This window comes from Neolewinella aurantiaca (genome assembly GCF_008014675.1).
Lineage (GTDB): Bacteria > Bacteroidota > Bacteroidia > Chitinophagales > Saprospiraceae > Neolewinella > Neolewinella aurantiaca.
The window spans coordinates 96,697-115,301 of sequence record NZ_VOXD01000012.1; the positions used below are offsets into that span (position 1 = coordinate 96,697).

Annotated in this window: 12 protein-coding genes, 1 tRNA gene and 1 other RNA gene; 5 read left to right on the forward strand and 9 right to left on the reverse strand. The window is 53.6% G+C overall.

Features of this window, described 5'->3' with window-relative positions; genetic code table 11:
• Positions 1–156: 156 nt before the first annotated feature.
• Positions 157–5,154 carry a putative type IX secretion system sortase PorU2 gene (gene porU2 / locus FUA23_RS09585; protein ID WP_147930522.1) on the forward strand — a complete coding sequence of 1,666 codons (4,998 nt, stop codon included), beginning with the start codon at positions 157–159 and terminating at the stop codon, positions 5,152–5,154.
• Here the strand turns inward: porU2 and FUA23_RS09590 are convergent.
• The 8 genes from FUA23_RS09590 to FUA23_RS09625 form a co-directional block, all read right to left on the reverse strand.
• A complete protein-coding gene (locus tag FUA23_RS09590; protein ID WP_406603408.1) occupies positions 5,141–5,659 on the reverse strand; it encodes a hypothetical protein in 519 nt (172 codons plus the stop codon). The two genes, porU2 and FUA23_RS09590, sit on opposite strands and share 14 nt — an antisense overlap.
• A 252-nt stretch (positions 5,660–5,911) precedes the next feature.
• Positions 5,912–6,817: a glycosyltransferase family 2 protein gene (locus tag FUA23_RS09595; protein ID WP_147930524.1), complete on the reverse strand. Its 906-nt coding sequence runs from the start codon at positions 6,815–6,817 to the stop codon at positions 5,912–5,914.
• A gap of 24 nt (positions 6,818–6,841) precedes the next feature.
• Positions 6,842–7,816 carry a glycosyltransferase family 2 protein gene (locus FUA23_RS09600; RefSeq protein ID WP_147930525.1) on the reverse strand — a complete coding sequence of 325 codons (975 nt, stop codon included), beginning with the start codon at positions 7,814–7,816 and terminating at the stop codon, positions 6,842–6,844.
• Entirely contained in the window at positions 7,807–8,781 is a 975-nt protein-coding gene (locus FUA23_RS09605; protein ID WP_147930526.1) for a glycosyltransferase family 2 protein, read from the reverse strand. The genes FUA23_RS09600 and FUA23_RS09605 overlap by 10 nt, the downstream gene beginning before the upstream one ends.
• Before the next feature lie 88 nt (positions 8,782–8,869).
• The gene (locus FUA23_RS09610) at positions 8,870–9,271 is read right to left on the reverse strand and encodes a DoxX family protein (protein ID WP_147930527.1); all 402 of its coding nucleotides are present in this window, start codon (positions 9,269–9,271) and stop codon (positions 8,870–8,872) included.
• A gap of 197 nt (positions 9,272–9,468) precedes the next feature.
• Positions 9,469–9,564, reverse strand: an RNA gene (gene ffs / locus FUA23_RS09615) — signal recognition particle sRNA small type.
• A gap of 154 nt (positions 9,565–9,718) precedes the next feature.
• Complete coding sequence (locus FUA23_RS09620; RefSeq protein ID WP_147930528.1) at positions 9,719–10,435, reverse strand: gluconate 2-dehydrogenase subunit 3 family protein; 717 nt, start codon at positions 10,433–10,435, stop codon at positions 9,719–9,721.
• 92 nt (positions 10,436–10,527) lie between these two features.
• On the reverse strand, positions 10,528–12,264 hold the full coding sequence (locus FUA23_RS09625) for a GMC oxidoreductase (RefSeq protein ID WP_147930529.1): 1,737 nt from the start codon (positions 12,262–12,264) through the stop codon (positions 10,528–10,530).
• Positions 12,265–12,568: 304 nt separating this feature from the next.
• Here FUA23_RS09625 and FUA23_RS09630 point away from each other — a divergent pair, with 304 nt between their 5' ends.
• The 4 genes from FUA23_RS09630 (at position 12,569) to FUA23_RS09645 (ending at position 17,663) form a co-directional block, all read left to right on the forward strand.
• Positions 12,569–13,036, forward strand: a complete 468-nt coding sequence (locus tag FUA23_RS09630; protein ID WP_147930530.1) for an energy transducer TonB — start codon at positions 12,569–12,571, stop codon at positions 13,034–13,036.
• Between the two features lie 272 nt (positions 13,037–13,308).
• Positions 13,309–15,276, forward strand: a complete 1,968-nt coding sequence (locus FUA23_RS09635) for a peptidylprolyl isomerase (RefSeq protein ID WP_147930531.1) — start codon at positions 13,309–13,311, stop codon at positions 15,274–15,276.
• A gap of 107 nt (positions 15,277–15,383) precedes the next feature.
• Entirely contained in the window at positions 15,384–16,130 is a 747-nt protein-coding gene (locus FUA23_RS09640; protein ID WP_246144126.1) for a peptidylprolyl isomerase, read from the forward strand.
• 150 nt (positions 16,131–16,280) lie between these two features.
• Positions 16,281–17,663: a peptidylprolyl isomerase gene (locus FUA23_RS09645; protein WP_147930532.1), complete on the forward strand. Its 1,383-nt coding sequence runs from the start codon at positions 16,281–16,283 to the stop codon at positions 17,661–17,663.
• A gap of 674 nt (positions 17,664–18,337) precedes the next feature.
• On the opposite strand, the gene FUA23_RS09650 is transcribed toward FUA23_RS09645, so the two are convergent.
• Positions 18,338–18,410 (reverse strand) — tRNA-Gly (locus FUA23_RS09650).
• Between the last annotated feature and the right edge of the window lie 195 nt (positions 18,411–18,605).

The window sequence follows — 18,605 nt, forward strand, 5'->3', positions numbered from 1 at the left end:
GGACCCTGAAACCCGCCTTGCACCCGCGGCCGCGCCCAATTGCCAGTAAAGATGGCCGCGTAAACTGCCGCAGAGCTGCTAAACCATGACATTTTAAACTAATCAACCCCTTACGTGCGTTATCTTTACGACGTATTTTTACGAACAACTCTCCCCATGTTTCGCACCCTTACCACCCTCTGTCTCACTCTTTTATCCTGTTCATTATTCGCTCAAATGGTTGCCCCCGACGGGAGCATCAGTTACGGCAATGAATGGATCGATTATGGCCAGACCCACCTTCGTATTCAGGTCGCCACAGACGGGATGTACCAGGTTTCGGGCGCAGAAATCAATGCCGCCGGCCTGAGCGGAGACCTGGCGCTGCACCACCGCGGAGAGCTGGTTCCCATCAGAGTGACCAGTGACGGGAGCATTATTTTTTACGGCGAAAAGAACCGGGGAGAGATGGACCGTCACCTTTGGCCAGACCCCGACGCAAACCAACTCAACGATCGTTACAGTATGCACTCCGACACCGTGGCCTACTACCTCACGGCCGGAACCGGACAGTATTATCAGCAGCCCGATGTGGTGACGCCGGTGGCTGCTACGGCGATTCTCCGCCGCACCGAAGAGGTATTCAGCGATGAGATGGTGAAGAATTTTTTCCGCAGTGGTGGTATCAGCATTTACTATTCGCACTACGACAAAGCCGAAGGATTTGGCCAGCGCAGCAGTGGGGATTTGCTTTCCAGCAACGGTGATTTAGAAAGCAGCGTTACCCTGCCACTGCCTTCGGCAAACGGTCAGCAGGCCACGCTGGATGTTCGGTTCGGCACGGCTTTCGGCAGCCATGAAGTAGAAGTCTCTGCCAATGGCAACGTCCTCGCAACGCCCGTTCAGTCGGGCTGGGGAGTGATTCAACAGCAGGCAACTTTCAATCCTGCTGGCGCAGAAACCACCATTTCGCTGAAGGGTACTGCCGGAGATCAGGATAAGCCCAATCTGGCCTGGGTTGCGGTAACCTACCCGGCCCAACCGGTTTACGACGAGGAGTTGTCCTCTTTTTCTATTCCCGCTTCGGCCACAGCTACCCGTATCACGCTTACTGGTCTGGGCGCGGCCGCGGGTGCATTGGGAAGGATAACGGGCTATGCCCCCACCACCGGAAATATGTTTTCAGCTGAGGTAGACGGTACCGGAACCGCCGTGATCGACTTTCCTCCTTCCAGCTCCGACATCACCTACCAGCTCGTCGTGGAAAGCTCGGACCTCAAAGCAGCTCAAACCAATGCGCTGAGCTTTTCTTCTACCCTTCCGCCCGCTAATACCGATTACCTCGTACTTACCAGCCGGAGGTTGCACGGCTCTTCTGTCGATCAGCTGGCTGATTACCGGCGCTCTGTCGCCGGAGGAAGCTACCAGGTTGAAGTTGTCGACGTTGAGGATTTATACGATGAATTCGGCTACGGCATCCCTAACCATCCGATGGCGCTGCGTAACTACCTCACCGCCGCCAAAATTGCGGCCCCGAACCTGCAGTACCTTTTCATCATCGGTAAAGGCCGTGAATACAGCGACATACGTACCACTTCGGAAATGGCTGCTGCGCAAGCGACATTCTTCATTCCTTCCTTCGGCTCGCCTGCTTCAGACAATCTGCTTGCGGCTAAACTGGGAGAAGTCACCCCACAACTCTCCGTTGGCCGCCTGGCGGCGATCAACGACAGTGAAGTCGGTATTTACCTCGAAAAACTCCGGGAAGTCGAAGCACAGATCAATCAGGGCGGACAAAGTATCGCTGACCGCGACTGGCAAAAGCAAATCATGCACCTCGGCGGAGGTACGAGTGCCGGCGAACAATCCGGAATCAAAAGCCGGCTGAATACTATGGAACTTGGTATTGAAGCAAGCGCAATGGCGGCGAATGTCACATCATTCTTTAAAACCAGTACGGAGCCTATCGAAGACAGTCGCCAGGAGGCGATTTTCGAACGCATCAACGGAGGTACCTCCATCCTTACTTTCATGGGACACTCCAGCAGCCAGACCTTCGATTTCAGCATTGATGATCCGGCAAACTACAACAACAAAGGCCGGTATCCCTTCATGCTGAGCCTCGGGTGTTATTCCGGAGACGCTTTCACCGAAGAAAGAAGCATCAGTGAGCGGTTTATCTTCCTGCGCGAAAAAGGAGCGGTTGCCTTCGCGGCCTCCAAAGGTATAGGATACATTTCGGCCCTGGGCAACTGGGGAGAGAAACTGTATGATAACATAGGGAACGAAAATTACGGCGAAGGTCTGGGTGACGTGATGCGCAACGCCATCGAGCACTTCAGTGGCACGTCGAACTTCACCCTCGGAATCCTGCTCGAACAATTTGCCCTGAGTGGCGATCCGGCTTACCGGCTGCACCCCCGCCCCGGACCAGACTTTGTAGTTGATCCGGCTTCCGTTTCTTTCACCCCTGACGTGGTGCCGGCTCAGGACGAAACATACGGAATGGATTTTCGACTCCTTAACCTAGGAACAAAGTCGGAGGCAGACAGTATGACTCTTCGTATCCGACAGGAACTGCCCTCCGGAGAAATTGTAGAATTAAAAACCCTCCGGGCACAAATCCCGGTTTACGCCGAAGTTCTTTCGGTCGAACTCCCGAACCCGGGAATCGATGCTGTGGGGCAAAACCGTGTTTTTGTCACCCTGGATACTGACAACGAAGTAACGGAGCTTCCGGCTCCCGCCGCAGAGCTGAACAACGAACTCGAGACCGGTGGCCAGGCGGGCGTTCCCCTTACCTTCGTGGCCAACACGGCAAAGGTTGCCTTCCCGCCCCGGTACGCCGTAATTGGGGGAGAGCTGGAATTCATTTCCTCGACTACCGACGTACTCGCGCCCGAAAGAAACTACGTCATTCAGGTTTCATCCGACCGGAAATTCAATACACTGCTCACCAACGAGACCATCGCCAGCCCCGGCGGCGTGATTCGTTACCGCCCGCCCTTTGCACCAACAGACAGTACAACCTACTACTGGCGCATCAGCCCGGACAGCACTTCCACCGAAGGCAGTGGTTTCATCTGGAGTGAAAGCTCGTTCACCTGGGTCGCCGATCAACCGGAAAACGAGATCGGTTGGGCAATGCAGGACCAGGGGCAAACCGTGGACGGGACATTTGACAACATCCTCGCCGACAGCCTCGAGTTTGGCTGGAGTTTCTCAAGGAGCATTACCGACATTAAGATTTTCAACGCGCTTTACTCCAGCCGTGACATGCCGCGCTTCGAATACAACGGACAGCGTTTTGGATCTCCCCACAGATGGTACATCCGGGCGGGCATTCAAATGATCGTGATCGACAGTACCAACAGTTCGAAGTGGTATCCCAACCCGGGCAATGCGGATTACAACACCCGCCCGATTGCCAATTCGAGTTGGGATTTCGATACCAGAACCGCCAGCGGCCGGGAGGGTATGATCAACTTTCTGGATGAGTTCGTTCCCGAAGGGGCTTACGTTATGCTTTACTCAGTACAGCGTGGTGCTGATATCGAATACGTAACGGAAGACTGGTTAGCAGATTCCAACACCTTGGGCACCACCATTTACGACGTGCTTGAAGCCGAAGGCGCGTTGCAGGTAAGGGGGCTGAGCGAAGTTGGATCGGTTCCCTACCTCTTCTCCTTCCAGAAAGGGATGGGACCAATAAGCGAAGCCCTTGCCGAAACCCGGTCAGACACCATTCAGATGGACGCCAGTATTCTCGAGAACTGGCCCCTCGGGTCGTGGCGCTCCGAAGCGGCAGGCCCCGCCCTTGCCTGGGACAATCTTGAAGTCTCACTATCGCCCATACATCTGAGTGAAAACGATAGTGTACTGGTCAGAGTAATGGGAACCAACCCCGAAGGCAGTGAGGTAGTTCTGCACAACCAGGTATTCAATCACCTTTCTTCCAGAAGCATATCAGTCGACCTGTCGGGTGTTTCAGAGGAGGAGTTTCCTTTCCTGTGGGCAGAGCTCGATTTCTTCGATGAAGAGGACAGAAACGTACCAACCGTAGAGCATTTGTACTTCAACTTTTCCTCTCCCGGAGACGCAGCGATCAATCCCGCTGTTTCGATAAGCCTGCCCGATTCGGTAGATCAAGGCCAGGAATTAGTGATCAATGCCGGTTACGAGAATATTTCACGAATCGGAATGGACAGTCTATTGGTAGAGCTCTCGGTAGTAGATGCTACCAATAACATCTCCACATTTACGCAGCGAAAAGGACCACTCCCGCCCGGAGCCACAGATCAGTTCTCGTTCTCTCTGCCGAGTGTCGATTTCTCGCAAGACTTCCGTTACAGCGTAACCCTGAACCCGAATCAGGACCAACCGGAAAACGTGACCTTCAACAACGTCCTCAACTCGAGGGTGAAAGTCGGAACAGACCTGATTGACCCTGAGATGCAAATATTTTTTGATGGCATCCGGATCAATAACGGCGACCTGGTGAGCGCAAAACCTGAAATTCACATTGTGCTTCGGGATGAGAATCAGTACCTCGCGCTGAACGACACTGGAGCCTACTTCCTTCAACTTACCCACCCTGGTGATCTGGAAAACGGACTGAGCAGCTACCAGGAACGGATCTCTTTCTCCGATTCCAGGGTTGAGTTTTTGCCCGCCACGACCGACAACAACAGCGCTGAAATTTTCTTCCGCCCTTCCCTCTCCAGAGATGGGAACTATACCATCGAAGTAGTGGGACAAGACCGAAGCTCTAATTTTTCGGGCGCTCTCTCTCTGCAGCAAGACTTTGAAGTCATCAACGAACAGATGGTGGCGAATGTGCTGACCTACCCCAACCCCTTCACGACACAGACCCGGTTTGTTTACACCCTTACCGGAAACGAGGTTCCCGAAGTTTTCCGGATTCAGATCATGACCGTTTCCGGACGCGTGGTGCGGGACATCGACCTTGCCGCCAGTGAGCTATTGAAGATCGGTACACATCAGTCTCAGTTTGCCTGGGATGGAACGGATGAATACGGAGACCTTCTTGCCAATGGTGTTTACCTCTACCGCGTGATTACAAGTGATGAATCGGGTAATACTTTAGAGAAATACGACACAGGTACCGACCAGTACTTCGCCCGGGAGATCGGGAAAGTGGTTATTTTAAGATAAGCGTTCCGGAGGGCGACTTCTTTACTTTTTCATACAATGAGATGTCCTCTGCGTAGCGCTGTCTGAACAAGTCTGTCCTGAAAAGACCGGTATCATCTGGGTTGGATGTCCTTTCCCCTGCATTGAGGTGAATCTGCTCTGCGCCCGCCTGACCGGACATGAACTCCTGTAGATCCACAATGCGGACGGATTGCGCAGCCTCGATAACCTGCGCCCGGAGGTAATAACTTTGGGAGCGAAAATGCCGGTCTGCGATCCGGTCCGGGATACTTGCCACGATTCTTAGGAAACGTTCTATTCTCATTTGCGGAGAGAACCTGACGATGTGGTTCAGACGGGAAGGATAACGGTACATGACGTTCCGGCCCGAGATCACGTCGTTGTAGCACGATTGAAACCGTGCTGCAGGTTCCCTGATCACCACCACGAGCTTTTTGCCCCGACAAAAGACCAGATACTCGTTGTAATTTTTAAAAATGTGGCGGGTGAGCTTTCCGTCCGTCAATACTCCCGGCTTGAGATGGTGGATTTCAGGAAAACGGCTTTCAAACCCGGGAAGGTACCTGCGAATTAAACTGAGCTTTACCGAACTACACCCTGCTTTTGAAACCACAGGAAATACCTCGCCCGTTGCGGCATCAAAGGTCACATCAATCGGATCAACGACGTATAGCCCAAGCAATGCTTTTGTCAGGCGATAATATTCCCTTATCCGTTGCACGAAACTGTTGATGTCAGGTTAACTTTTGATTGAGGATCAGACAGAAACCTTCCAGCGCTTGCTCAGTCGGCCGTAGGCGAAAGCATACTTGGTTAAAACGATCAGGGCTGCATTTTGCCAGTACCATTCCCGGTGACGAAACACCCAGCGGAGGAGCGTCACGGGGAAGACCACAAACGTGATTCTCAGTATGTCCAGCACAAAGCTTGCCATTGAGTAACGGTTGTCGCCAGTTGGCAACCAGCTCATTTTGCCGTGGGAGTAAGCGTAGCGCAAACGGCCCCGGAACGAGCATTTCCAGGGCTGTATCAGGTGCTCTATAACCAGTTCTGGTGCATAGTACACCGTCATTCCTGCGGCTCTCATCCGAAACTGAAGTTCTGTCTCATCCGCCCAGCCGACCTCTTTACCCTTCATACCGTATCCCGGGCTGAAACCACCCGCAGCTTTCGCTTTGGCAACATCAACACCAAAAAAGCAGCCAATCAGGTAGCGACTTTCGGGGAGTACCCCGAAGGATGTATTACTGCCCGGAAATTTCCCAACCCCCATTTCCATTCGCAACCAGTCTGGCGGGTCAGATTTGTACCAGTGTGTGAAAGCTCCGCCAAATGCCGCGCCGCCGGCTACCTGCGGAAGATAGGAGATGTAACTCCGGACGATGTCAGGGGGTAATAAGGTATCGTCATCAAAGTAAAGCACCCAGGGAGCACGAGCCTCCTCTAAACCTCTGTTTCTGGCATAACAGATCCCGGTCTTGCCCTCGTAAATATACCGAAACCCGTAGCTCTCAACGCTTCTCTGACACTCCTCCTGCCCTGCGTTGTCGATCACAATCACCTCATAATCCGCCGCCGGGGCATCCTGGACCTGAAGGCCAGCGAGGCACCCGGGCAGTAAATCTGCCCGATCGTAAGTTGTTATCACCACTGAAACCTTCATAAGCTGTTGGTATTGTCCGCAAAACTACTTCAGAAACTTCCGCCAACCCAATGGCACAAACGAAGAAAAAAACCTCCTTAAACACTCCGTCGCTCCAAAGCCGAGAAAAGGGTATAGCACCCCGTGTTTCGGGACAAAAGCCCTGTCAAAATCGGATGCATCGTACCCCTCCGGAAATACTTCGTTGAAGTTATGTTTTGCCCCAGGCAAATCGACCGTAGCTTGCTTGCGAAGCGCTCCGAGCAAAGCAGCATTGATTGTCTCCCGGTTGGCTTCGTAGTACTGTGCGCGCCGGGCTTTCAGGTGTTTAACTTCTCTTTTGGTCAGAGCAACCCGCAGGCGGGCCATTTCCTTCAGGTTGGTGGTCGTGATTCGCTCACCGCTGTGCTGAAAATGGACAGCTGCGCATAGATGGTCTTTTACAATGTTCGCGCCCCGCTGCAGCAAACGGAAAAAGAATTCAAAGTCGTTACAGCTTCTGTAACCCGGATTAAAACCACCAATTTCGTCTGCCAAGGATCTCCGAAAGAGGTTTGCGTTGAGATGCCCGAGCCCTGCGTAAAACAGAAGCCCCTGCCACGGGTCGTCCGCAATCGGGACAACAGTCTCTTCTCCGTCTTCCCATCTTATCAGGAGTTCGCCGATCACCCAGTCTGTATCCGGAGCCGTCAGCTGCAGTTGGCGCGCCAATTTGCCCGGCAGTAAAGCATCATCCGCGTCCAGAAACTGGATCCATTCCGCCCTGGCCAACGCCAAACCAGCGTTTCGTGCTGCCGATGCTCCGGCTATCTTTTCCTGCACTACGCGGACAACTCCCGGGTGAGCGTCCTGCAGCGCAGTGGCTACCCGGAGGGTAGCATCGGTAGAATTATTCTCTACGATGATAATCTCGAAACTGCACCCTTTCTGGCTGAGTACTGACGCTACCGACCGCGCAAGGAACTTTTGCGCATTGTAGGCAGGAATTACTATCGAAACTTGTGGTCTGGTTACTTCCATCTCTTACCCTTCATTTGATTCCGGACAGAAAGGGGCAAAAGGCCAGCGGCATTCAACCTGGCAAATTCGACCGGTCCGAAGCCCAAATACCGGTAAAGGACAGCAAACCGGGGAGCAATCGAAGCATCGATATCCCCGGCCGTTAAACCATCGGGAAAGAATTCGTGAAACAACTGCCGGGCTTCATCGAGGTTCTGCGTAGCGAGTATCCTCAATGAATTGAGCAGTGCTGACCTGAAGAATGCTTTGTTTTCGTTGTAATAGTCAGGTTTGTTGCGCTGCAGGAATTCGATAACGGCAGCTTTTAGCCGGACCGATCTTTGCCTCGATGCAGGATTGTCGATGGTCGACAGTCTGAAGCCTGGTCGATCCAGGTAAACAGCCCCGGGAACCGGATCTGCAACACAGCGAGCTCCCTGCTTCAGCATCCGGAAGTACAGATCAGTATCGACTCCATTGGGGAGGTCTTCGTTTTGTCCGCCAACACTGAGGTATAACGACTTTTTTATCAGGTTGGAGTTGGTATGCCCTAGCCCTCCGTTGTGCACAAGCCCTTTCCACGGATCAGGGTTGATGGCGGATACATTCTGCTTACCGTCAATTCCTTCTCTGATGGAAGCACCGGTAACCCAGTCGACCGAATCATTGACCAGGTTGAGTTGGCGCTCAAGTTTCCCCGGCAACAGGAGATCGTCCGAATCCAAAAACTGGATCCAGTCGCCCTGGGCCATATTTACGCCGTGGTTCCGGGCAGCGGCAGATCCCTGCTTTGGTTCGTGCGACAGCCGTACTACCCCGGGGTATTTCCGGTACAGGCTTTCCGATAGCAGCACCGTTTCGTCGGAAGAATTATTATCTACAATGATTACCTCGAACGAGGTGCCCTCCTGCTGGATAGCCGAAGCGAAAGCCCTTTCCAGAAAAGCTTCAGAGTTATAGGTAGGAATGATGATGGACACCTTCACAGCGACAAAGTTACGGGTTTCGGAACAGGACTCATCAACCTGCTCTGCACCTGCGCGCGCGCCCTCCTCAAATGACTACTACTGATGATTACACCCCTGATTTCCGAACAAAAAGCTGATGATCGGCAGAGTAACGGCCCGGGCCGGCGAGGAGCAAAACTACTCCGACCACAACGTACATGAGCGGAAGGGCCATCTTGCCCCAGGGGTCGCCGCCGTGCGAAATGAACGCCGCCACCAGCATCGTGATGATGAAAGGGATGCAAGCCAAACGGGTGAAAAAACCCGCTGCGATGAGGATACCACAAATGAACTCGCCAAAAACAGCAAGCACGAGGCTTACGCCCATACCAAGTCCCAGCGGATCGGCGAAAGTCATATCTCCGCTAAAAACCTTCATCAGTTTGGGCCAGCCGTGCATGAAGGCCATTTCCAGGCCAAACCAAAGGCGAAGGACCAGCAGTCCCAGATCAATATTTCCGTTTGTCATGATTGTTATTTTTCGAGAGTAAGGTAAAAGGAATTACTTACTTTTCTTCCAATAAGGAAGTCAAAACCGTTCAGGCGGGGCCACTACGATGCAGATTAACGGGAAGAGGAGAGACAATTACCTGCGCGTCAGGAAAATTCGGGAAAGGCGAGAAACTGAAATATCAGATTGACTGCCGATACGGCCCAACCGGGCATAAAAAAAGGCAGACGCACCGGTCGCTACAACCCCCTACCCTTGCTGCATTTCTGCCCTGGGGGAGTTCAGGAGGAGCTGACCGTGCGCTGCCCAGGCGCAAAGGTAATTCGCCGGACTTTTAGTCTGTTAATCTTTTAGTCTTTTTTTCACATCTACGAAAGATTCAAAACACAATCCGTTGAATGTGAATGACCTAAAAGCAAGAATTTATTTCGCTCGGACGGGCCCAAAGTGGCAAGAGCGCCCGGATCAGGTGATCAGGTTCATTTCATCGTCCCATTCCGCCTGTATGTCTCGCTTGCTCTGGTCTACATATTTGTCGAGGTATTTCGGGTCGTAGGCCAGGCCATGCTTATCGAGTACTTCCTGCGGGACACCATCCCATACGTTGGGGGAGTTGCCCTGATAATCCAGCGTTTTGATTCCTTTTTTGCTGGTGAAGTAGCCAGTGAGGGTCAAATACCGTACACGATCGAAGAATTTCGATCCGGCTTCGAATTCGGTCCCTTTCGCATCTTCGGGGTAGGCGATGTCATCGACGATCTGAATCCTTTCGGCCTCGGTCAGTTCCGAGAAGTAACGGCCGAAGCGTTTGCTTGCTTCGATGTTGAGCCAGCCGAGGCCACCGCGGAGGATGTTCTGGTGGTAATCGGGCATATCGAGAGCGATGAATTCGAAAAAGTCCACTACCCCACAATCGGTGGCTTTGGGCTCGGTTTCGGTACCCGGCGTGATGATGTCGGCCAGGATGCCCAGGTCGGTTTTCTCGGCGTCGGTAAAAAACGAGTCGTTCGCGATGCGGGCATCGTGCTTCAGCTCGTGCGGCAGCCGCATGCCGTAGCCGGCTGCTTTGGCTTCCGTTACTTCGGCCAGGTCGGCCGGAGCCTCGCAGGCGGTTGCCTGGGTAAGCAGCGCCGCGCCGGCGGCGCCGGCCAAAAGGTTTTTGATGGTAGTTCTGCGATCCATAATTTAGAAAGTTGCAGATTATAGAATGCAGGAATCAGGATGCAATCGCGTATGAATAACGGGAAGCCTGAATGCTGAATTCTGCAATCTGTTTAGATGTTCATTTTTTTGCGTTCGGAGATGATGTGGTCAGAGGCGCGCATTGCCAGCGCCATGATGGTCCAGGTCGGGTTTTTGTCGGCCTGGGAAGTGAATACCGAAGCATCGGTCAGGTACACATTAGGGACTTCGTGCAGGGCACTGTGCTTGTTGGTTACTCCTTGTTTGGGGTCGTTGTGCATACGTGCGGTTCCTACCTCATGAATGATGGCTCCCGGCGGGAGAAGGCCATGATCGTTTTCGTAAGAAGGTACTTCGTCGTCGAAGAGTTCCCCTCCCATATTTACGAGAATTTCACGGATGGTCTCGTGCATATGCTTGGCCTGAAGCCGTTCGTGATCGCTCCATTTGTAATGGAAGCGCAGGGTTGGAATTCCCCACTGATCTACCTTTCCCGGGTCGATCTCACAGTAATTATCGTACAATGCGACCGCTTCGCCTCTTCCGGCCATGCCGACTACAGCTCCGTAATAGGACTTGACTTCACTCATCAACGGGTTACCGTAGCCGCCCGGTTTGTAGCCCAGCATTTTCTGGATGGCCTTATGGCCTCCGCCGAAGCCGTAGCTTGGCATCCCCATCCCTCCCCACACTTCGAGGTGATAGCCCCGGGGGAAGTCCAGCTTTTTGTTGTCTCCCCACCAGGGAGCATATACGTGCATGCCGCCAACACCATCTTCGTTGTAGCGCTCACGGTTCATCAGGCTGGGAATGAAGGCCGAGGCACCCGCTCCGGTACTGTCGTGGAGGTACCGGCCCAGCGTTCCGGATCCGTTACCAAGTCCGTTGGTTTGCCCCGGCGCTTTAGAATTCAGCAACAACCGCGCTGTTTCGCAGGCCGAAGCAGCCAGTACGATTACTTTGCCTTTAATCTGGTACTCCCGCCGGTCGTCTTTACTGATGTAGCTGACCGCCGTTGCCTTGCCGCTGTCATCGGTGATTACCTCGCGGGCCATGGAGTTGACGAAGAGGTCGACCTGTCCGCCTTTTCCGTCTTTGCCGTTCTTCATAGCTGGGAAGATCAGGCAGGTGCCGGCGCTGAAATCGGCGTACACCGCACAGGCGCGGGAACACTGGCCACAGTAGAAACAAACGCCACGGTCTTTATTGATCCTCTTGGTGACCATACTCAGCCGGCCGGGGTAGAACGGTACGCCAACCTTGGTGGCGGCCTTCACCGTCATCAGTTCGTGCAGGCGTGGTTTTGGAGGCGGCAGGAAGTAACCGTCCGGGTGATTGAAAAGGCCTTCGTTGGTCCCGAATACGCCCACGAGTTTGTCGAGGCGATCATAATAAGGCTTGATTTCGTCGTAGGTGATGGGCCAGTTTTCGCCGAGGCCATCAAAATCTTTGCCGTGAAAATCGTTCGGGCCAAAGCGCAGGCTGATTCGCCCCCAGTGATTGGTACGTCCGCCCAGCAGGCGCGTGCGGTACCAGTCGAACTTTGTGCCTTCAACGGTGGAATATGGTTCTCCGGGCACCGTCCAACCTCCGAGTCCGGCGTGGAAGTCACCAAAGGAGCGCAGGGTTCCTGCACCGCGGCGCGGACTCTCCCAGGGCCAACGGAGCTGGGTTTTCATGGCGGGGTCTGCGGGATCGAAGTAGGGCCCTGCTTCAATAATGGCCACGTTGAGGCCGGCCTTGCTGAGCTGATTGGCGGCCATACCACCACCTGCTCCGGAGCCGACAATTACCGCGTCGTAAACTTTGTCGTTCTTCTTTATTTGCACGAATCTGATTTTTTGGTGGGCTTAAGGTAAGTACAGAATTGGATTACCGGGCCATCACAAGACCAATGATTATTCGTTTCAACAGCGGGTTCACGTATTTCGGCGCGGCCGCAGGTGCAATGCACAAGACAAAACTCTAAATTCATCCACCCAGCAGCTCTCTGCGATTTCAAAGCTTTGCTTCTTCACAGACAACCGTAAGGTTACCCTGAGACGTTTACACAGGTAACTCCCCTTGGCTTTGCCCGGCAATCGGCAAGTCTCCGCAACGGGGAGACTATACTCAACATCAATTTTCACCTCAATGGCCAAAAACCGTCCGTCTCACGTTTCCCGCCCGGTTTACCCCGGCGGCGTTGCCGCCATGAAGAAGTTCGTCGCCGCCAACCTGAAATACCCGCCCGCGGCAATTGAGGCCAAAGTAGAGGGCACCGTCATCATTCGGTACGGCCTGAACTATACCGGCAAGGTTACCCAGGCGAAGGTGAAAAAAGGTATCGGGCACGGGTGCGATGAAGAAGCAATGCGGGTCGTGAAGCTGATGAAATTCACCGTTCCGCAGTCCAGTAAGAAGAAGGTGCGCATCCACCAGGACGTCAACATCCACTTCAAGCTCCCTAAGCCAAAGCCTACCCCCAAACCGAAGCCCGCTCCGAAGACGTCAACCAGCATCACTTACACGCAGAGCGGGTCTTTGAGCGGAAAAGTCGTCCGGAAAAAGACGACGGACAACAAGCCGAACTCCGGCTACAGCTACACCATAGAATGGTAGTCTCTGCTCTTCCTCTGCCAGCGGCAGGAGAACGGGTAATTCCCTAGAAAACCGGACCTGCCCACCAAAGCCAACAGCGGTGCTGAACCACAAAACGGCGCTTCCGGAGACGGGTACTGCGGCAAAGCCGTTGCTTCCGTAAGCTGCTCCTTGCACCTGCGGCCGCGCCAAACAATAACAAGCCCCGAAAAAAGGTTACTTTTGCGGTCCTGATTGGGCCACCTTTTAGCCGCGCAGCAACTGCGCGGTCGGATGAACTGAAACCAATATTTATGCATTTCACAAAGCATTTTCTTACCCTGATCCTCTTCTGCTCGGCGCTGTCCCTGGCTGCTCAGCAAGACAGCGACGTGCTGTTTACCGTTGATGGCCAAGAGATTACGGTAGGCGAATTTCGCTACATCTACGGAAAAACCAACGGAGAACAGGCAGACTACGGAGAAGAAAGCGTAAAGGAATACCTGGACCTCTACGAGCGCTTCAAGCTCAAAGTTGCCCGTGCCAAAAGCATGGGGCTCGACACCGTTAAAGCGCTGCAGCGGGAACTGGAAGGTTACCGCCGCCAACTTGCCGATAACTACCTCGTTGATAAGCAGGTTACCGATCGTCTCGTTGAGCAACTTTATGAGCGCAGAAAAACGGACATTGAATTCAGCCACATTCTCTTCACGCTCAAGAGCCAGGCGCCCTCTCCCGCGGATACTCTCGAGGTCTTCAACCGGGCAATGACAGCGAAAAAGAACCTTACGGCCGGCAACTTCGCAGAAACAGCGAAGACCACGAGCGAAGACAAGTTCAGCGCGCCGAAGGGCGGGCGCATCGGCTATTTCAACGCGCCGTTCCCCAAAGGGATGCACCGCCTGGAAGCAGCCCTCTACAACGCTAAGAAAAACGAGGTCGTTGGTCCCATCCGAACGCCCCTGGGCTACCACCTGGCCATCAAGACCGGGAGCCGCCCCGCCCGCGGAGAAATGGAAATCAGCCATATCCTTATCCGGAAACCCGAAGGCGCCGGGTCGATGCCCGTACCCGCTCAGCTCCAGGCAGCAAAAAAGATGCTCGATAACGGAGAAGATTGGGCCGCAGTAGCTGCCCGCATCAGTGAAGACAGTAAAACGAAAGATAATGGTGGCTACCTTGGTTACTTCGGAATCAACAAGTTCGAGCCCGCCTTTGAAGATGCAGCGTTTTCACTGACGAAAGACGGACAGGTCAGCGACATCGTCGAGTCCAGCTCCGGTTTCCACCTCATTCGCCGTATTTCGCACAAAGGAATACAACCTTTGAACGACAGCCGCCCTCTTTTAGAAGCAAAAGTGAAGGCCGATGGCCGCTTTGACGAAGCTAAAAAGCAAATGCTGCGGGAAATCAGACAAAAGGCCGACGTGCAGGAAAACAAAGCGGTGTTCGGTCGCTTTGCCGCTACCCTCGTTGATTCTACCTTCCTCAACTTCCGCTGGAAACCTGACCCTAATGTTGACAAAACACCTTTGCTCGTGATCGGTGACGATTACAAAGTAGGCCTGGAACAGTTTCAGGAATCCATGCGTAAAGACAGCCGCAAGCGCGTAAGCATGGGCCGCAAGAGCAATTCCGCAACCGTCGCCGCAGCCCTGTACGAAGAATGGGTAGACAAACAACTGATGGCTTACGCCGAAAGCCAGCTCGAAGCCGACTTCCCCGAGTTCGCAGCACTGATGCGCGAATACCGCGAAGGCATCCTGCTCTTTGAAGCAACCAAAATTGAAGTTTGGGACAAAGCCAGCGAAGACACCACCGGTCTGCAGGCTTTCTTCGCCGATCACCGCGATGATTACCAGTGGGAAGAGCGGGCCACCGTTGTCCAGTACGCCATCAACGCAAAATCAGAATTGGACGCAACGGAGGTGCTGTACTTCGCCAAAGAAAACGGGATGGACGCAACGCTCGACAAATTCGGCCGGGCCAACATCGACGCCACAACAGACGACTACGAGCTCAGCCGCCTCCCGGAAATCGGAGGGCTGAAGCCTGAGGTAGGCAACACCACCGCCGTGACCAAAGACGTCCGCAAGGGCGTAAGCACCTTCTACAAAGTGGAAGCGCTGCTGCCCACCCGACGCAAAGAACTGAGCGAAGCCAGAGGCTATGTAATTGCAGACTATCAGGACCAACTCGAACGCGAGTGGGTAGAGAAACTGCGCAAAGAATACCCCGTAAAGATCAATAAGAAAGTACTCGCTAAACTCATTAAGTCTTGAGGATATTTTCGTTGAATTTATTGAGAACGGCAACGGCCGCACTCCTGCTCTTGACATTTGCCTGCGGAGACAAGGATCCTGACGCTGCAGACCCCATTCTGGCACAAGTGCACAAGAAAACGCTGCGGCTGTCGGAACTGGAAGGGATGTTCCCCGAGGAAGCAACGGCGAACGACAGTCTGGTGATCCGGGAAGCGTTCATCCGGCGCTGGCTGCGGGAAACCGTGCTTCAGTACGAAGCCGAACGCAACCTGCCAACCGATCTGAACATCGACCGGTTGGTGCGCGATTACCGCGCCAGCCTGGTGAGTAGCCACTACGAGGAGGTACTCATCAGTATGCGCCTCGACAGTACCATCACTCAGGAAGAACTCGAAGCCTACTACGAATCGAGCAAAGGACAGTACTTGTTGGAAAAGCCTATCGTTCGTTGCCTGTTCATCCGTGTCCCCTATCCTACCCCGGAAGAGGAATTACTGCAACAGCTCTGGAACAATGGCAAGATAACCGATACGATGGCCCTCGAGAACTACTGCGAACGCCTCAGCGAAGTTGCCTTGCTTGACCCAACGGCCTGGTATTCGCTGGACGACATCGCACAGCAATTGCCCGAAGGCACCCTTACCGCCTCCAACGTCAATTCAAAGCGGGAATTCAGCCAGCAGGACGGCAGCAACCGCTATTATTTCCGCCTTTTGGAAATGAAACCGCGGCTGGAAATCGCGCCGCTGAGCTACGTTGAAGAACAGGCCCGCAAAGTGATCCTTCACGGCCGCAAAGCAAAAGTGCTCAACGAGGCCCGTGAAGACATCTACGAACGAGAACTGCGCAGCAAGAACATTAAGATCTTTTAGGCGCCAACGCAGGTGCAATGGGAGGGATGCCGGCCAACCGGTTAACAGCCCACGTTTAGCTCCTTTACTTCTAACCGGTCTTTGTACCCGCGCGCCCGCCGAATTAGACAAAGAATAAGCCCCCTCCGGGCAGCCTTAACATTAGAATTTATGAATACGATTTTTAACCGTCTGACCCTGTTTCTGATCTGCCTTCTGCCAGTAGGCCTGAGTGCGCAATCTTCCGTAATCGATCAGGTGATCGCCCGCGTTGGCAGCGAGTACGTACTGCTCTCCGAACTGGAAGAACAATACGCTCTGGCGGCCAGCCAAACCAACGAATCATTGCCTCCCGATGCCCGCTGCCAGATGCTGGACCAGTTGCTTGTAGGTAAACTCCTCTACAATCAGTCGAAACTCGACAGTATCGAGGTTGCTGACTCAGAAGTGGAAAGCCAGCTCAACGCGCGGATCGACCGCATCCTCAGCTACATGGGCGGCAGCATCGAGCAGTTCGAGGACTACTACGGACAGAGCATCTCGGCAACAAAGGAACAGTTCCGGGAAGATTTGCGTGAGCAAATCGCTACCGACCGCATCCGCCAATCGGTGGTCCAGGGCGTAAAGGTTACCCCCGAAGAGGTAAAAACCTTCTTCGCAAACATCCCCCGCGACAGCCTCCCTTACTTCAACGCAGAGGTGGAAGTAGGTGAAATCGCGGTACTCCCCGAAGCCAACGACGAGACGCGCAAGGCCACCGTCGCCCGCCTTAAGGACATCCGGGAAAGAATCGTTAACGAAGAAATCACCTTCGAAGAAGCAGCCAGAAAATACAGTGCCGATGGCTCCGGCCAGGCCGGAGGCGACCTCGGCTGGACGAAGCGTGGAAAGTTCGTGCCCGAATTCGAAGCAGCTGCTTACAACCTCGACCCGGGCGAACTCAGCGACATTGTACGCTCTGAGTTTGGTTATCACCTCATCAAGCTTCAGGAACGCCGGGGTAACACCATCAAGGTGTCTCACATCCTTCTCAGCCCTGAGATCACCGAAGCAGACGTCGAGAAAAGCCGCATATTTCTCGATAGCATCGCCAACCTCGTACGGGTCGACTCGATGTCCTTCAGCGTTGCCGTGAAGCGCAACGGCTTCGATAAAGTGCAGAGCTACAACAACGATGGCCGCATGACCAACAACGCATCCGGAAATACTTTCTTCGAAATCGGAGACCTTGACCCGGACATTTACTTTGCCATCGACGAGATGGAAGTAGGCGAAATCAGTGAAGTGATGGAATTCAAAGGCCCACGCGGCGAAACAATGCTCCGCGTTGTTCAGCTCCAATCACGCAGTAGCCCGCACCGTGCCAGTCTTGCTCAGGATTACGCCAAAATCCAGATTGCCACCAAAAGCTCTAAGCAGCAAAAGCACCTCAGCGACTGGATCGAGAAAACGATCGGTTCTACCTTCGTTATGATCGACGAACGCTACAAGCCCTGCCCTTCCGTCCAGAATTGGATCGAGGACAGCCGTAAGATCGTTGTCGGTAACAAGTAATAGAAATTGAGAGCGCCTGGCGGGTAGAATGTAGTCGGTAATACCGCCTACTCTCTAGCTGCCAGGCGCTTTGCTATTTGTGCCACACAGTAGCCGCGGCTTTAGCCGCTGGTTTGATTTATTAAGGCTCCGGCTGAAGCGCGGGCCTACCCGATAGGATAATAAGAGAAAAGGCTGCTGCGGTTGAGGATTCTCGATCTGCTCCACAGTAGCCGTGGCTTTAGCCGCTGGTTTAATTTATTAAGGCTCCGGCTGAAGCGCGGGCCTACCCGATAGGATGATAAGGGAAAAGGCTGCTGCGGTTGAGGATTCTCGATCTGCCCCACAGTAGCCATGGCTTTAGCCGCTGGTTTGTCATTTAAGGCTCCGGCTGAAGCGCGGGCCTACCCGATAGGATGATAAGGGAAAAGGCTGCTGCGGTTGAGGATTCTCGATTTGCCCCACAGTAGCCGCGGCTTTAGCCGCTGGTTTGTCATTTAAGACTCCGGCTGAAGCGCGGGCCTACCCGATAGGATGATAAGGGATGAGGCCAGGAGCGAGCAGAGCCCTCCAGTCTTTCACAATGTCACAGCCAAAGACGGAACAGCCTGCATTTGAACGCCAAAAAGCTCGCCTCTTCGTACAACGCAGAAGGGCCAGTAACCCGAAGATTACTGACCCTTTGACGCGATTAGAGCGGATTACAAGATTCGAACCTGCGACCTCAACCTTGGCAAGGTTGCGCTCTACCAACTGAGCTAAATCCGCGTCTGCTGGCTGCTCAGCCATGTGCTTTATCTCTAAAGCGATGCAAATATACAGCCATCCACCTCACCCTTGCAAGTAAAAAAGAGCTTTAAAAAGAAAAAAAACAGCCCGAAATCTCCAATATTTTGATTTTCAACGACTTGGAGGAAAAACTTTTTTTAGCTCTTTTTCACTTTTTTCTTCCGGCCCGCCAAA

Coding starts and splice junctions, on each gene's coding strand:
- porU2 (WP_147930522.1), top strand. CDS start 157: ATGTTTCGCACCCTTACCACCCTCTGTCTCACTCTTTTATCCTGTTCA.
- FUA23_RS09595 (WP_147930524.1), bottom strand. CDS start 6,817: ATGAAGGTTTCAGTGGTGATAACAACTTACGATCGGGCAGATTTACTG.
- FUA23_RS09600 (WP_147930525.1), bottom strand. CDS start 7,816: ATGGAAGTAACCAGACCACAAGTTTCGATAGTAATTCCTGCCTACAAT.
- FUA23_RS09610 (WP_147930527.1), bottom strand. CDS start 9,271: ATGACAAACGGAAATATTGATCTGGGACTGCTGGTCCTTCGCCTTTGG.
- FUA23_RS09620 (WP_147930528.1), bottom strand. CDS start 10,435: ATGGATCGCAGAACTACCATCAAAAACCTTTTGGCCGGCGCCGCCGGC.
- FUA23_RS09630 (WP_147930530.1), top strand. CDS start 12,569: ATGGCCAAAAACCGTCCGTCTCACGTTTCCCGCCCGGTTTACCCCGGC.
- FUA23_RS09635 (WP_147930531.1), top strand. CDS start 13,309: ATGCATTTCACAAAGCATTTTCTTACCCTGATCCTCTTCTGCTCGGCG.
- FUA23_RS09645 (WP_147930532.1), top strand. CDS start 16,281: ATGAATACGATTTTTAACCGTCTGACCCTGTTTCTGATCTGCCTTCTG.